At 63.5% G+C, this 14484-nt stretch carries 13 protein-coding genes; 3 read left to right on the forward strand and 10 right to left on the reverse strand.

Going from position 1 to position 14484, the window contains the following annotated elements; translation table 11 throughout:
- Positions 1 to 49 precede the first annotated feature (49 nt).
- Both ACIQWO_RS18820 and ACIQWO_RS18825 read right to left on the reverse strand, forming a co-directional pair.
- On the reverse strand, positions 50 to 1072 hold the full coding sequence (locus ACIQWO_RS18820; protein ID WP_402827358.1) for a protocatechuate 3,4-dioxygenase: 1023 nt from the start codon (positions 1070 to 1072) through the stop codon (positions 50 to 52).
- Complete coding sequence (locus tag ACIQWO_RS18825; RefSeq protein ID WP_402827361.1) at positions 1065 to 2375, reverse strand: Rieske 2Fe-2S domain-containing protein; 1311 nt, start codon at positions 2373 to 2375, stop codon at positions 1065 to 1067. The genes ACIQWO_RS18820 and ACIQWO_RS18825 overlap by 8 nt, the downstream gene beginning before the upstream one ends.
- A gap of 309 nt (positions 2376 to 2684) precedes the next feature.
- Between ACIQWO_RS18825 and ACIQWO_RS18830 the strand changes: the two genes are divergently transcribed.
- Both ACIQWO_RS18830 and ACIQWO_RS18835 read left to right on the forward strand, forming a co-directional pair.
- On the forward strand, positions 2685 to 3872 hold the full coding sequence (locus ACIQWO_RS18830) for a CobW family GTP-binding protein (RefSeq protein WP_402827364.1): 1188 nt from the start codon (positions 2685 to 2687) through the stop codon (positions 3870 to 3872).
- Positions 3873 to 3921: 49 nt separating this feature from the next.
- A complete protein-coding gene (locus ACIQWO_RS18835) occupies positions 3922 to 4671 on the forward strand; it encodes a FadR/GntR family transcriptional regulator (protein WP_150665842.1) in 750 nt (249 codons plus the stop codon).
- Between the two features lie 154 nt (positions 4672 to 4825).
- Here the strand turns inward: ACIQWO_RS18835 and ACIQWO_RS18840 are convergent, their stop codons facing one another.
- The 4 genes from ACIQWO_RS18840 to ACIQWO_RS18855 form a co-directional block, all read right to left on the reverse strand.
- Positions 4826 to 5527 (reverse strand): RraA family protein, encoded by a 702-nt coding sequence (locus ACIQWO_RS18840; protein WP_402827368.1) that lies wholly within the window; start codon positions 5525 to 5527, stop codon positions 4826 to 4828.
- An 11-nt stretch (positions 5528 to 5538) separates the two neighbouring features.
- Positions 5539 to 6198 carry an RraA family protein gene (locus ACIQWO_RS18845; protein WP_402827371.1) on the reverse strand — a complete coding sequence of 220 codons (660 nt, stop codon included), beginning with the start codon at positions 6196 to 6198 and terminating at the stop codon, positions 5539 to 5541.
- Positions 6199 to 6300: 102 nt separating this feature from the next.
- The gene (locus ACIQWO_RS18850; protein ID WP_402827374.1) at positions 6301 to 6981 is read right to left on the reverse strand and encodes an RraA family protein; all 681 of its coding nucleotides are present in this window, start codon (positions 6979 to 6981) and stop codon (positions 6301 to 6303) included.
- 58 nt (positions 6982 to 7039) lie between these two features.
- Positions 7040 to 8065, reverse strand: coding sequence for a protocatechuate 3,4-dioxygenase (locus ACIQWO_RS18855; RefSeq protein ID WP_402827377.1), 1026 nt, complete (start codon positions 8063 to 8065; stop codon positions 7040 to 7042).
- A gap of 228 nt (positions 8066 to 8293) precedes the next feature.
- Here ACIQWO_RS18855 and ACIQWO_RS18860 point away from each other — a divergent pair, with 228 nt between their 5' ends.
- Positions 8294 to 9703 (forward strand): MFS transporter, encoded by a 1410-nt coding sequence (locus ACIQWO_RS18860; RefSeq protein ID WP_402827380.1) that lies wholly within the window; start codon positions 8294 to 8296, stop codon positions 9701 to 9703.
- Between the two features lie 162 nt (positions 9704 to 9865).
- On the opposite strand, the gene ACIQWO_RS18865 is transcribed toward ACIQWO_RS18860, so the two are convergent.
- The 4 genes from ACIQWO_RS18865 to ACIQWO_RS18880 all read right to left on the reverse strand — a co-directional run bounded on the left by ACIQWO_RS18865 (position 9866) and on the right by ACIQWO_RS18880 (position 14111).
- A complete protein-coding gene (locus ACIQWO_RS18865) occupies positions 9866 to 10936 on the reverse strand; it encodes a porin (RefSeq protein ID WP_402827383.1) in 1071 nt (356 codons plus the stop codon).
- A gap of 457 nt (positions 10937 to 11393) precedes the next feature.
- On the reverse strand, positions 11394 to 11888 hold the full coding sequence (locus ACIQWO_RS18870) for a RidA family protein (protein WP_402827386.1): 495 nt from the start codon (positions 11886 to 11888) through the stop codon (positions 11394 to 11396).
- 149 nt (positions 11889 to 12037) lie between these two features.
- Entirely contained in the window at positions 12038 to 12424 is a 387-nt protein-coding gene (locus ACIQWO_RS18875; RefSeq protein WP_402827389.1) for a c-type cytochrome, read from the reverse strand.
- Between the two features lie 61 nt (positions 12425 to 12485).
- On the reverse strand, positions 12486 to 14111 hold the full coding sequence (locus ACIQWO_RS18880; RefSeq protein ID WP_402827392.1) for a flavin monoamine oxidase family protein: 1626 nt from the start codon (positions 14109 to 14111) through the stop codon (positions 12486 to 12488).
- Positions 14112 to 14484 lie beyond the last annotated feature (373 nt).

Raw genomic sequence — 14484 nt, forward strand, 5'->3', positions numbered from 1 at the left:
CCTTGCAGGTGGAGTCGGTGCGTCGTCCTCTTTGGGACGTGCGCAGCCGCTACTTCGTCGGATGCCAGAGCACGAAGCCCATAGCGTTGCCCGTGCCCGCCGCCGAGCGGTAGCACGGCACGTAGTCGACCAGTTGCATGGTCATCTGCCCGGCATTGGCCGCAGCAATGACCGGCAGCCAGTTCTTCACTTCCGAGGTGCCCGATTGCAGCAGCGACTCGTCGATCTCGCGCAGGTACGCGGTGTCGCGACGCGTCATGGCGTCGAGCAGTGCGTGGTCGAACGCCTCGTCGATGACGAAGTGACTCAATCCGCCCGAGGCGATCACGGCGACGCGCACGTCGTCGGGCCAGGCCACGAGGGCGTCGTGCAACGCCAGCCCGAGATCGACGCAACGCGTCGCGCGCGGCTGGTTGGGCGGATAGAAGGTGTTGAGCATGATCGGCACATGCGGCGGCACGTTGCCGTGCATGAGCCGCCGGTAGACGAAGCCGAACGCGTGCGGCATGCCGGTCGGACCGTCGCTACCGCGCTGCGGGACTTCGGTCGAGATCGTGATGTCATGCCCGCTGCCGGTGAACGCCGTCGCCAGATGGCGTGCGAGCGGCGCGTGCGCCGGGTACTCCGTGCGCGCCCCCGGCTTGATCGCAGCCGACGAGATCGAGATGCCCGGCGGCATCTTCGCGAGTCGCGCGGCGCTGACCGGTTCGTCGAATACCGTCTCGCCGCCGAACAGCCACAGGGCCGGGGTGATCGCAGGGCCGAACACTTCACGCTGATCGTTGCCGACGATCACGACGACGTCCGGTGCCGCGTCGGCGAGCGCTTTCGACATCACGCCGAGCGCCGCCGCGCAGCGCGCGGCATGCGCCTCACGCGCGGGCAACGTCACTTTCGCCTCGATGTCTTCGCCGGTGCGCAATGCCATCAGTTCGTCGAAACTGTAAGTCGCACCGCGATACGGATGCGCCGGTTCGGCACGGTCGGCGCGTACGCGCAGATCCCAATCGGCGGGCGGCGTCGAGAGCATCGGCCCGTGCGAGGTCCCCATGCACAACACGATCTCAGCCATGCTGCGTGCTCCCGAGCGGCGCATCCACCACGTTGCCGTGCTCGTCGATCTGCACGCCCATCGCGTCGTGGAACGCGCGCTTCACCGCTTCCGGTTGCCCGTACTGGAACGCGTATTCCTTGAGATGCTTGCCGATGATGGGATGCGCCTTGAGTTCCTCTCGCGTCAGTCCGTCGACAAAGAGACGCCGGGCGGCGACAGGCAAATCGATGCAGTCGTTCTTGGCTTCGTCACGCACCAGCCCCTTCGGATCGCGGCCTTGTGCAACGGCATCGAGCTCGTCGAAGAAGTGACGACGCAGCATGGCAATGCCACGGTCGCTCGCCCCCAGATTCTCCTGCGTGCGATCGGCAATCCGACCCTGGCCCACCCACGCGACGAAGTCCTGATTCATCACGTGGCTGGAGATCCATTGCCCCGTCGCCTCGTCCTTGACCGGGCCATACCAGGCAGGAATCGTCTCTTGCACGTAGGGCTCGCGCTCGCGCGGTACACGGTTGAATGCCCAGGTGATCGAGAGGGTGTTCTCGTCGTCGATAGGCACGCGCCATTCGAAGTGATCGCCGAGACAGAACACGTTCGGCCACAGCGCGAGACGGCCCACGGCCCACAGCGGATGCTTCTCGTCGGTGTCTTCACGCACACGCTTGTAGATCAGCCCGTACTCGAATTCCTCGAAGCCGAGTTTCGTATGCGTAGGGGCATAGGGGCCGGTGTCGCCGCGCAAGCGCACGCTCCAGTTCGAGTGCATCCACTCGAAGTGCACCGGATCGATGGAATTCTCCTGACACTGGAACCAGTTGCACGGCACGTCCGAGATGACGACCTGACGGAAACCGTTCGTCCACGTGAACGGCTCCCATGTCGGCACGAGCGGCGCAGGCAACGGGCCCATGTAGGCCCAGAGCATGCCCGCCTTGGCCTGCACCGGATACGACTTGATCTTGATCCGGTCCTTCAGGCGCACCTGCGGGTTCGCGATGTCCTCATACGGCTGCTCGGTGCATTGCCCCTTCTCGTCGTAAAGCCAGCCGTGATAGTTGCAGCGCAGTCCGCACTTCTCCACGAAGCCATACGCGAGGTCGGCACGACGGTGCGGACATTGACGATCCACCAACCCGTAGTTGCCGGACAGATCCTTGTAAAGCACCAGGTCTTCGCCGAACAGGCGCGCCGGTCGTACCGAGATCTCGTCGAACTCGCTCTCGGCACCGATCGGATGCCAATAGCGCCGCAACAACTCCCCCATCGGCGTGCCTGGTCCGACCTGCGTCAACAACTGGTTCTTTGCCTCGCTGAGCATGGATGTCTCCGTCCGTTTCTTGTGGGATGCGCACTGCTTTCGACAATGCATTTGCGCATACTGTATGCGTGTTTATTTTGCGTGTCAACGCCCTTTATCGGGCAATCGATGGTGTCTTCACACAGTCCCAGATATTCGGAAATCACCGCCAAATCCCCACCCACCAAGGGAATTGCAGCGATTTAAGCACTTTCGCCTATTGACGAGACACGCTTACAAACATACTGTATGCGCATTCTACTACGATGCGTGCGTCGCTTGATCAGCGTCAAGGTCAGCCGACAACACGTGCCCTACGCTGCGACGACCATGTTCCGAACGTCCGACTTTCTTCCCGGCACCTCGCGTACCGAATCCGACCAGCCCGCCATGACAGCGCCGCCGCCTCGCCCGCCCTGTCGCCTACCGATTACGCTCCTCACAGGATTTCTCGGAAGCGGCAAGACCACGCTGTTGCGCGCGCTGCTCGCACATCCGGGGATGAGCGATACGGCAGTGATCGTCAATGAGTTCGGGGAGGTCGGTCTCGACCATCTATTGGTGCAGTCCCTCGATGCACACACCGTGCTGCTCGAAAGTGGCTGCGTGTGCTGTGCGGTGCGCGACGAATTGAGCGAGACCCTGCTGTCGCTGCAAGCACAGCTTCATGCGGGTACGATCGCGCCGTTCTCGCGCGTGGTGATCGAGACCAGTGGCCTGGCCGATCCGAGTGCGGTTGTCGCGACGTTGTTGCGCGATCCGGCGCTCTCGGCGCGATTCACACTCGACGCCGTCATCGTGACGGTCGACGCCGCCCATGCGCAGCTACAGCTCGCACAGCAACCCGAGGCGCAGCGTCAGGTGATGCTGGCGGACCGGTTGCTGATCACCAAGGCAGACCTTGTAGACAAGGCCGCCCTCGACGACCTGCGCGCAGCGCTCGCTGCGCGTAACCCCGCAGCGACGCAGCACATGTGCGATCACGGCCGCATCTCTCCGGCGGACGTGTTCGGGCTCGGCATGCACGCGGCACAGAACGTCGCGGATGTGACGCTGCGCTGGCACCACGCCGATGAGCAGCACCCAACGCGAACGCCGCGCACGTACCGACCGATCTGCACCACGCACGGGGCGCAGGGTTGCGTCGACTGCGGGCCACTCACGTTACTGCCCGGCAATGAAACCCCTCACCGTAGTGATGTCGCCGCACATTGCATCACTTTAGAGGCGCCGCTCGAATGGGATGTCCTGAGCAGTTGGCTCGGCGCGGTGACGTTCCATCACGGCGACGATCTGCTGCGCCTGAAGGCGCTGGTGGACGTAGCCGGGGAATCCGGCCCGGTGGTCATACACGGCGTGCAGCACCGGCTGCACCCACCCGAAACACTTTCGTCATGGCCTGCGCAAGCGGCCGACGCCCATCCCGAACGATGCTCACGCTTCGTCTTCATCATGCGCAACGTGCCCCGCGACGCCTTGCTCGCGCACCTTCATGAAGCGCAGCGCGTACCCACATAGGCTATGCGCAATGTAGTATCTTGTTGCCGATTAAACGACCAGGATTCCCATGTCACGCGAAAAAGCAGAAACACCCGTCTGGAAACTCGGCCGCGCCGAATCGACCGCCATGCGCGTCGAACGTCAGATCAAGGAGGCATTGCTCGACGGGCACTTCGCCCCGGGTGATTTCCTTGGCTCGGAGAACGACCTCGCCACGCAGTTCGGCGTGAGCCGTCTGCCGATTCGCGAAGCGTTGGGGCGTCTGCAAGCGCTGGGGGTCGTCGACATTCGCACGGGTGCCGGTGGCGGCGCGCGCATCGCGCAAGGCAATCCTTCGCTCTTCTCGGAGGCGCTCGCCATTCAGCTCAAGCTGGTGGGGATGTCCGCCGAAGAGATCTTCGACGCGCAGTACACGATAGAAGTCGCCGTCGCCGGGCTGGCCGCGCAAGCCGCGACCGCCGAAGACATCGAGACGCTCGAAGTCGCGCTCGAGAACGCGCAGGCGCTGGTCGGCACGCAGCATGAATTCACGCAGGCGTCGATGGCGTTCCGCAACGCGGTGGCGCACGCGTCGCACAACCATTTCCTCGAAGCGATGATGCAGGCAATCGTGCACGTGTTGTATCGCTCGCTCACTCCGTACACGACAGAGACCGTCGCCAAGGGCGTGATCAAGCGTCACCGCGAACTGCTCAACGCCATTCGCGCGCGCAACGACGAAGCCGCACGCCAGGTCGTGTCACAAAACCTCAATGTGCTGCGCGAGAAGTATCTGGCCGCACGCGACGCCGCCGCCAAGGCTGCCACCAAGCGCTAAGGCACTACGCGGCGCAAAAAAGAACCGCGTCCCCCGACGCGGTTCGCAAAAGCCGGTCCACCCCCAAGCGGACCAGCACTGCCTCACATCGGGCGCGGTGGCGGCGCACCCGATTCGATAGCGCGTCGTCGAACCCGACGACGCACAAAATCCCTCAGCGATTCCAGCCGTAAATGTCCAGCGAGGCTTCGCCCGCCTCCAGACGCCGGATGATGTCCGCCTCCTTGGCTTCGCGTTCATGCGCGGCACCCACGACCGCGTCGAGCGACGCCTGCGGCAGCGCCACGACACCATCGGCATCGCCGACGATCACGTCACCCGGTTGAATGACGATGTCTTCGATGCGCACCGGATAGCCGATCCACCCGCGTGCCGCGAAGTCCTTGCCAGTACCGCGAATGCACAGCCCTCGCGCGAATACCGGAAAGCCGAAACGCTCCAGAATCGCGCCGTCGCGCACGCAGCCGTCGATTACCAGGCCGCCTAGCTTGCGTGCGCGACCCATCGTCGACATCACCTCGCCCCAGTAACCGGCGTCGTAATGCTCTGCGACGCGGACCACCAGCACGTCGCCCGGACGCGCAAGTGCCAGCGCCCGATGCAGCCAGAGGTTATCGGCCGGGGGTGCGTCGACCGTCAACGCAGGCCCGCAGATACGGAAGGACGGCGCCATCGGCTTAATCGCTGCGGGTAGCGCGCCGATCTTGCCTGCGGCCTCGTGCAGCGTGGCCACGGGCAGTTCGGCGACGCGCGCGAGGAGCGCCGGGTCCGGCCGCACGAAGTCGACGTCGACCGTCGGCAGTCCGGCGAATGGAAACTGCGTTGCTAGCGATGCCTTTCGGGAAGTGGCGTCCATGACTCGTCTCCTTATCGCTGACGCGTCTGCAACTGGTGATAGCCCAGATCCTTGCGCGCGTCGTCGAGGCGTTTGCCACCGCGCACGGCGTCGCGGATGTGGCGCTCAGCGGCGTCGATCGCTTCGGCAGCATCGAGCACGGCCGCTTCGTGTTCTGCGGGAATCACGATCACGCCGTCGGCATCGCCGCGCAGAATGTCGCCGGGATTCACGCGTGCATTGCCGATGTTGACCGGCACGCCCACCGACTCGACCTGCACCCGATCCTTGCCCGTGCGCATCCAGTTGCCTCGGCTGAAGAGCGGATAGCCCAATTCGAGGGCCAGCGAAACGTCGCGGCAGATGCCATCGATCACGGTGCCTGCGATGCCTCGGCGATGGGCGATTTCCGTGAGGATGTCGCCCCACACCGTGCAGTCTTCGCGGCCGCCGTTATCGAGTACGAGCACCGTGCCCGGCGGAATGTCATCGATGTAGTCGCCGACCGTGCCCGGCGGCGTGCTTGCTGGCCCGTACTGCAGGGTGTAGGCGCGCCCAGTCATGCGGTATGCGCTGTCGCGCGGCTTGACGAGATGGCATTGCCCGGCGATGCCGAGACGATCGAGGGCATCACTGAGTGTGGCGGTGTCGAGCGCGGCCGCGCGTTCGACGTTCTTATCTTGTTGTGTCATGACGTGTCTCCTGATGAATGGTTCGTTGGGTGGTGGCGGTCATGGCGCCTGTGCCCCTTATTCCGCTTATGCCGCTTATGCCGCTTATGCCGCTCATGCCGCTCATGCCGCGCCGTCGTGCAGCATGTGCTCGTAGCTCGCCCCCATGACATCGGTCACGGGCTGACCGGCGAGCAGTGCCTTCGCCATCGCGGCCTCGCGTGCGGCGATCTGCTCGGCAGCCGCCAGCACGCGCTCGATGTCGCTCGCCGCGACGAAAACCACGGCGCTGTTGTCGGCGATCACGTAGTCGCCCGGTTGGACATCCACGCCATCCACGCAAATGGGCACGTTGGTGCCCGCCTCGGCCACACGAGCGCGCGCCGTGCGTGCCGTCAGTGCCCGACAGAACACCGGCAGGTCGTAGTCGCGCGCCTCGTCGATGTCGCGCACCGGACCGTCGGCGACCACACCCGCCACGCCGCGCTGCACGGCCGCCAGCGAGAGAATGCCGCCCCAACTCCCCGCGTCGAGTCCGGTGCGTTGCTCCACGACGATGATGTCGTCCGTGCCCGCTTGCATGATCGCCGTCGTGCCCAGGTGGCGCGGTGTGCCGGTCGTCGGCGGTGCGTCGGCAGCCGCCACCAGCTTCATCGTCACCGCACGTCCGGCAATGCGGCGTGCGCCGGAGCGTTGCGGAAAATGGCAGACGGTGCTGGGTAGACCGAGTTTGTCGAGAGCATCCGATACGGCACAGGCATCGAGTTTTCGCAGTCGGGAGACGGCGTCGGCAGAAACGTTCATGGCAAGTCCCTTGCAGAGTGATGTGTGATGCGGCAATACGCGTGGCATCGAATGCGCGCTATTGCGCAGGCGCCCAGTAGGCGAACGCCATCGCGTTACCGGTTCCGGCTTCTGTGCGATAGCACGGCACGTAGTCCACGAGCGTCATGCGCCAGTCCATGTCGTGCATCGCAGCGGCGAGCGGATACCAGCTCTTGATCTCCGCGGTGTTGCCGTTGAAGTACGGCTCCGGAATGTCGGCCAGTGCCGCCTCGTCGTGTTCGGCGAAGGCATTCAGCACGTGTCGGTCGAGCGCTTCGTCGATGACGAAATGCGTCATGCCGCCAGAGGCCAGCACCGCCACGCGCAAGTCGCTCGGCAATTGCTCGATTGCAGCGCGCAAAGCATGGCCGAACGCGAGGCATCTCGCCGCGCGCGGCTGGTTGGGTGCGACACCGACGTTGAGGAAGATGGGAACGCTCGGCGGCGGCGCGTCGCGCATGATCCTGCGATATAGAAAGCCGAACGCGTGCGGTATGCCGTGCTGACGGTCTTCGCCACCGGGCAGACGGACCGATCTCGCCACGTCGAAATGCCGGTCGCACAGAGACCTGACGAGCGCGTCGGCCACATCGGGCGCGCCGGGATACGTCGCACCGTCGGGCGGGCAATGCCCCTCCTCCGCGATAGCGACGCCGGGCGGAAGACGTGCGACTTGCGCTTCGGTGAGCGGAATGTTCTCGATGCGCTCCCCCGCATAGACGGTGATCGACGGCGTGAGATCTTCCTTGAAGACTTCGCGCTGATCGTTGCCGAGCAGGATCACTACATCGGCGCGCGCCTCGTTGAAGCGCTCGGCCAACGTGTCGAGCGCGCGCTGGCAAGCGTCGAACCGCTGCTGCATGGCCTCGGGCGCGATGGCCTCGGCGAAACGCGGCGACTCGTCGGCGCGTGCCGCCAGTAACGCGTCGAAGGCCATCGCCTCGCCACGGAACCAATGCTGCGGATTCTTGCGATCTGCGCCAGCGCGCAAATGCCACATCTGGGGCGGCGTCGCGAGCATCGGCCCGTGCGAACAACCCATCGCGAAAACGATTCGCGCCATCAGCGTTTCCTCCAAATATTAAGTATTACTGTATGCGTGTTTTGACGAAGAATAGGCGTGATGCATTTCGGTTGTCAACGACCCGCCGCATTTTTTTCGTCGTGTTTGACACTCGTCATAACAGACATATAGTATGCGTGTTATGTCGCGCTGTTCTGCGGGCAGGCACCAGTTCACGAGCCGCATGTCGCGCGTAACACTCTTACGATAACGATACTGGAGGCAGGCATGACCCAACACGCGATGGACGCCCGACCGGCGAACGCGCCCCCGCACAACCCCGCATCGGACAGTCCGGCCGCTTCGCCGGAGGCGTCCGCCTCGGATACACTCGCAGCCGCCAACGAGACGCGTCGCGTCGGCATCCGCGACTGGTACATGTTGATCGTGCTCACGGCGATCTTCGTGCTGTCGTTCATCGACCGTTCGTCGCTCTCGCTCGTGGTCGTGCCGCTCAAGAAGGAGTTGGGTGTCAGCGACTTCCAGATGAGCCTGCTGCTCGGTCTCTCGTTCGTGGTGCTCTACAGTACCTTCAGCATTCCGGCCGGTTACCTGGCCGATCGCTTCAGCCGACGCGGCATCATCGGTTGGGCCGTGTTCGTCTGGTCGTCGATGACGGTGCTCTGCGGCTTCGCCACCAACTACATCCAGCTCTTCCTCGGACGGACCGGCATCGGCATCGGTGAAGGTGCGTTGCAACCGGCCGCGTACTCGATGATCCGCGATACGTTCCCACCCGACCGGCGCGGACGGGCGTTCGGCATCTATCACATGGGCCCCATGCTCGGCGTGGGCTTCTCGCTGTTCGTCGGGGGCACGTTGCTCAGTCTTTCGCAGAGCGGTGATGTGGCGCACTGGCCAATTCTCGGCGCGCTCAAGCCCTGGCAGTTCGTGATCGTCGTGCCGGGGCTCGTCGGCATTCCGCTCGCCTTGCTGATGCTGACGCTGCGCGAACCGAAGCGCGCGACTAAACAAAAGAGCGCCGACGCGCCCGGCTATCGCGACGCGCTGCGTTTCATCCGCAGCGAATGGAAGCTCTACGTGCCGCTGTGGATTGCCGCGACCCTCTACGCGATGGCGATCTCCGGCTTCAACGCGTGGCTCCCGACCGTCATCTCACGTGCCTGGGATCTGCCGCTGCCGAGCATCGGCCGCATGCTCGGGCCCTTGATGATGGCGTCGGTGCCCGCCGGTCTCGTGATTCTCGGTGCGGTCATGGACCGGCTCTCGCGTCGCGGACGCCGTGCGGCCCCACTGGAAGTTGCGATGGTGTCGACCTTCGTGTCGTGTCTGGCGACGTTTCTGCTGGCGTTCACGGACAATCACGCGCTGGCCGTCGTGCTGTATGTCTGCCACACGTTCTTCGCGAGTCCGATTCCGTCGTCCGCCGGTGCAACGATGGCGCAGATCACGCCGGGGCGCATGATGGGCAAGCTCTCGTCGCTGTTCTTCCTCGTGCAAAACCTGCTCGGTCTGGCGCTTGGCCCGACGGTGGCAGCCACCATCGCCCATGTGTTCTATAACGGCCCGATGGCGATGGGATACGCCATCGTCACGACGTTCTGTGTCTGCACCGCCATCGCCGCCGTCATGTACGGGTTGGTCGCCGCACAGGTGCGACGCCGCAACTTCGAGTAAGCGCCCCACCCAGTTCGATCTCCCCGCTTCATCACGCGCCGCCAGCCTTCGGGCTCGCGGCGCGTTTGCTTTTGCGCGGGCGTCAATAGAGCGCCCATAAAAAAACCACCGCAACGTTCGCGGTGGTCAAAGTACGACGCATGAAGCCTTCAGGGGATACTGTCAGAACCTGTGACGCAGGCCGATACCGACACCGGTCTGGTCGCGGTTGTTCGGAAACTCGGCACGTTGCGCGCCGTGACCGACGCTGTAGTCGACCGTGCCGTACAGCGTGGTGCGGCGCGAGAAGCCGTACTCGGCGAGCAACACGTAAGTCTCGCGCGACCCATCGCCAGCATCGCCCGACACGCCGTTCACATTGCTCGCGCGGTCGTAGTACACGGCGGCGGTAATCGTCAGCGGTTTCGACACTTGATACGCCACACCGCCATAGAACGCATTGTCCTTACGCGGATTCGCGCCGCCCGTCACACCGCGCCCCGAAAGGAAGCCGTCGACGAAACCGGTCTTGTCGTTGCTGTTGTAGTAGCCGAGCGTTGCCGTCACCGGCCCCCACTCGTACTTGACGCCCAGGTTGTAGATCATCTGGGTATTGGCGTTGATGTCGCGGTTCTGGAGCACGTTGGCCATCACACCGAACGGCTTGCCGACGTAGGCCACCGACAGCACATACCCCGAGTTGCGCGCCGTGCTGCCTGCCACGCCGCCCACGATGTACTCGAGGCCGACCTGTACGTCCTGATACCGCTTCGTGTACTTCACGGCGTTGTTGCCACCGTTCGGGCCGTTGGTACCGAACACGACCGGCATCCACTCGTTCTGATCGTAGTTACCCACGGTGAGCGGATCCCAGCCCTCGATCAGCAGCTCCCAAGCGGGGTTATCCTGCGTGCCGAGGGTGAGCTTGCCGTAATCGCCGTCGAGACCGACGTAGGCCTTGCGGTTGAAGATCTTGCCGCTACGCTGTGACGTGCCGTTGTTCAGGTGATAACCACCTTCGAGCATGAAGATGGCCTTCATACCCTGCCCCAGATCTTCCTTGCCGTACATGCCCCAACGGCTCTGCGAAATGGCGCCGTCGGTGAGCGCGAAGGAACTCTTGTTGTCACTGGTGGCGCCGGACAGATAGCGAAGGCTCGCATCCGCCACGCCAAACATCGTCACGCTCGATTGCGCGAACGCCGGCGAGGCGATCAGCGCCCCGGCGGCCAGAGGAAATGCCCAAGTCTTCATTTAATGCCTTCCCCAATGCGCCAACCGCCCTGCAGCGGCCGGCCATGATAGCACCGCCGCGACGCACGTCACCGCCGTTCATTCCGCGAATTCTGATCGTATATTTAGGATGACTAATAACTTGATATGAATTTGCGGACACACCTCTTCCTCGCCCTGCCTCCAAGCGTTGGCGAAGTCACTGACGGACGATGACGCTCTCCAAACCACGCGGCGCTACAACACGCCGACGGCCTCCCGTGTCGCGACTAGAAATTTGTATACCTAACTATTTTGATGTATTATTTTCGTCGCAGTCCCCTCCCGAATGGCAAAGCGTCTTGCACGCCGTTGAAGTTGTCCGGAGGCGCGGCGCTCCCTGGACGGAGCGCCGCATTTTCCAGAACTCTCGCGAAGTGAGAGGTGCAGTACGCACCTCCTCTCACCTTTCTTGCCTACCAGACTCGGCGCGTAACGTTTACTTCGCGCCCGCCGGTTTGACGGCAATCACTTCGATTTCCACCATCCAGCCCGGGTCGACCAGACGTGCCGCCTGCAGCACCGAGCGTGCGGGAAGGTTCGGACCGTTCTTGTCGAAGAACTGGTAGTAGCCGTTCATGAAGCCGCCGAAGTCCATCACGTTGTTCTTCGCCGGATCGCCGACGAGAAACACCTGCATCTTCACCACATCCTTCATGGTGAGATTCATCGTGGCGAGCAGCGCCTGGATACGCTTGAGTACGCTCACCGTCTGCTGCTCGGTATTGCCATAGCCACCGCCCTCCAGTTTCTCCGGCACCTGCCCGCTCAGATAGACGGTCGTGGCGCTGGCCGGTACTTCGACGGCAAGGGCCAGCGGACCCGGCTGCTTCGGCAGATGGCGCACCACTTCCTGCGCCCCGGCGGCATGCGCGAAGCACATGGCCGCCCCGAGGGCCGCGAATTTCCACCATCCTTTCGTTGACTTCGTCATCTCGTTTTCCTGAAGGTTGTTGAAATCGAGGCGCGCGCGTGCCCACGCGCGCCGGTCTTACCGACGCGTGACTGTCGTTCCTGCCAGGTGCGGCTACCCCGACCGGACGCGCCGCGCGGCATCTATCCGCAACGACGCGCCCGTCGCGGTCAGTTGCCCTTGGTGCCGCCCTCGTTTTCCTTCGCGGCGATCGTCTTGCGAATCGACGCGACCTGCTCGGTCGTCACCGGCGCGGCGTTGTTACCCCATTCACCACGAATGAAGGTCACGACATCCGCGATCTGCTTGTCGTTGAGCGACGAATTGAACGTCGGCATGCCGCCGCGTCCGCCGATCACCGTTTCAACGACCTTGGCGGCGTCCCCCAGCACGAACTTGTCGCCCTTGAGCGCAGGAAACGCGCCGGGAATGCCCTGCCCGCCTGCCTGGTGGCACGCTGCGCAGTTATTGCCAAAGATGGTTTTGCCCGAAGGCGTCTGCGCGTGCGAAACACCGGCCGCGAGACCGAGCAACGCGATCGACCACAACTTTTTCATTGCTTTACTCCTCTACCGTTCTACTGACTGCGACTGACGATGATGCTGAATTTCGTGGGGCTCACGCGCTCAGGCGCGCATGAAGCTGCTCGATCTGGTGCCAGGCCGATTCAATGGCTCCGGCCTGCCAGCCGTTGAGGTGGCTCATGTGTTCACCGGCGAGCAACGTGCGGCCTTCGCCCTTGAGCAGACGCGGGTATGCCGTGCGGCGACCTGCCTCGCTCCAGTCGGCCCAACCGCCGAGGTTGTACTTCACGCGGTGCCACGCCACCGAGAACGACGACTCGGCCGAGTCGCGATACTGCCCCGGGAACACCTTCTCGCCAGCGGCAAGGCCGAAGTCGGCGCGCTCCTTGAGCGACATCGCGCTAACCTGTGCGGCCATCGCGCCGAAGTTGTAATAGGACAGCAGCGTGCCCTTCTGCCCTTGCCAGTTGGTCGACGGCAGCGAGATCAGCGTGGCGCCCTTGATGTCGGTCTGGATGTGACCGCCGTAGATGAAGTGGTCCTCTTCCCAGAAGCGGCGCTTCATCTGCACACCGAGCTTGCCGACCGGCTCGTAGGCGACTTGCATCGCATCCTTGAAATCGTCGGAGAAGTCGGTGTCGATTTGCTTCAGTACCGACAGCGGGATCGTGCACAGGCAGAAGTCGCCCTTGACCGTGCGACCGGCGCCGGTGCGCGTGTCCTTGCATTGCAGCACTACACCGCTGTCGGTGTTGCGCAGGCTCACGACTTCGGTGTTGTAGCGGATCATCTTCTTGGTGCGACGCTCGAAGGCCTTCGCCACATGATCCATGCCGCCCACGGCTTGCAACATCGTCTTCTGCTGTTCGATGTCGTTCGTCGAGCGATAGATGTTGCCGAGCTTGGACTTGAGCAGATCGCCGAATTGCAGCGGATCGGTCTGCACACCCGACTGCACGCCGGGATAGGTTTTGTAGCCGCGCGCTGTAGTGCCCTTGTAGTCGAGGTCCTTTTTGTTCAGGTAACCCTCATGCACGAGGTAGTCGAGCAACAGTGCCCTGTCGCCTTCGCTCAGTTGGTCGTTGAGCTTGCCTGCACGCAGCGTCTTGGCGAACAGTTCGTCGGTGTAGCCGCGCATATCGGCCTTGATCTCGAACTGGCGCAGGCGCTTGCCCGCGAGCGGACCGTCGATGTTTTCCTTGTAGACGTAGGCCGCGTCGTTATCGTTGTTGAAGAGTTCGAGCGGCACGCCGAATTCGCGCGTGTAATGCAGCGTGGACTGCTGGCAGAACGGAATGCGCCACGGACCGTGGTTGATGTACTGGCCTTCGTCGAAGTTGCAGACCTGACGCTCGCCGCCCAGCTCGGTCAGCTCGAAGCCGCGACGTGCGGTCTGGCAACGGCCGCCCGCGAAACCGCGAGCCTCGATGATTTCGCACGCGTAGCCGAGTTTCGACAGCTCGTAGGCGGCCGTCATACCGGCCAGCCCCGCGCCAAGAATGACCACGCGCTTGCCGCGACCGCTACCTGAGAGGCGCGGCGGCGAGGTGCGCACCGAGGCGAGATCCACGCCCCAGGCCTTCATCGTCGCCAGCATGAGACCGCTACCGCCGATCGCGAGTGTACGCATCAGGAAATCGCGGCGGCGCAGCCCGCTCCCGACGCCCACAGAATCCAAAGAACCCAATGACTTGCCCGTGGTGTGTTGCACGTCTGACATGACTCTCCTCACTCTTGAATGATGAAACGTGTCGCGAATGCCAACGCCGTGCGCGCAATGTGCAAGGGTGTGACGCGACCTTGCGGACGAGCGCAACCCTTGAGCGCATGTAGCGCTTCAGCGAACGAATACGGGGGATGTGAGAAGGCTCAGGGCGAGTGGCCAGAGGACCGCATGATGTCTCCTTAAGCGCGAATTCCGGGGCAGTGCGACAGTCTTGCGCCGTCGTGATGCCGGGTTCTTGTCTTCTCGTGAAACGTCACCCTCTGGCCGGACCGACAACGTGCTCCGGGGGGATGTGCGTCCGGTCGTATGTATCGCGCGCCGGTACTGCACTGCGGAGCCAAATCCAGCTCAGGGGAATCGGGTATGC

Origin of the sequence: Pandoraea sp. NPDC090278, from assembly GCF_044772185.1 — a bacterium.
In the GTDB taxonomy this organism is placed as follows: Bacteria; Pseudomonadota; Gammaproteobacteria; order Burkholderiales; family Burkholderiaceae; genus Pandoraea.

Bases quoted from the DNA above. Each gene is read 5' to 3' on its own strand.
- ACIQWO_RS18830 (WP_402827364.1), top strand. From the start codon at position 2,685: ATGTTCCGAACGTCCGACTTTCTTCCCGGCACCTCGCGTACCGAATCC.
- ACIQWO_RS18855 (WP_402827377.1), bottom strand. From the start codon at position 8,065: ATGGCGCGAATCGTTTTCGCGATGGGTTGTTCGCACGGGCCGATGCTC.
- ACIQWO_RS18840 (WP_402827368.1), bottom strand. From the start codon at position 5,527: ATGGACGCCACTTCCCGAAAGGCATCGCTAGCAACGCAGTTTCCATTC.
- ACIQWO_RS18880 (WP_402827392.1), bottom strand. From the start codon at position 14,111: ATGTCAGACGTGCAACACACCACGGGCAAGTCATTGGGTTCTTTGGAT.
- ACIQWO_RS18870 (WP_402827386.1), bottom strand. From the start codon at position 11,888: ATGACGAAGTCAACGAAAGGATGGTGGAAATTCGCGGCCCTCGGGGCG.
- ACIQWO_RS18850 (WP_402827374.1), bottom strand. From the start codon at position 6,981: ATGAACGTTTCTGCCGACGCCGTCTCCCGACTGCGAAAACTCGATGCC.
- ACIQWO_RS18875 (WP_402827389.1), bottom strand. From the start codon at position 12,424: ATGAAAAAGTTGTGGTCGATCGCGTTGCTCGGTCTCGCGGCCGGTGTT.
- ACIQWO_RS18825 (WP_402827361.1), bottom strand. From the start codon at position 2,375: ATGCTCAGCGAGGCAAAGAACCAGTTGTTGACGCAGGTCGGACCAGGC.
- ACIQWO_RS18860 (WP_402827380.1), top strand. From the start codon at position 8,294: ATGACCCAACACGCGATGGACGCCCGACCGGCGAACGCGCCCCCGCAC.
- ACIQWO_RS18835 (WP_150665842.1), top strand. From the start codon at position 3,922: ATGTCACGCGAAAAAGCAGAAACACCCGTCTGGAAACTCGGCCGCGCC.
- ACIQWO_RS18865 (WP_402827383.1), bottom strand. From the start codon at position 10,936: ATGAAGACTTGGGCATTTCCTCTGGCCGCCGGGGCGCTGATCGCCTCG.
- ACIQWO_RS18820 (WP_402827358.1), bottom strand. From the start codon at position 1,072: ATGGCTGAGATCGTGTTGTGCATGGGGACCTCGCACGGGCCGATGCTC.
- ACIQWO_RS18845 (WP_402827371.1), bottom strand. From the start codon at position 6,198: ATGACACAACAAGATAAGAACGTCGAACGCGCGGCCGCGCTCGACACC.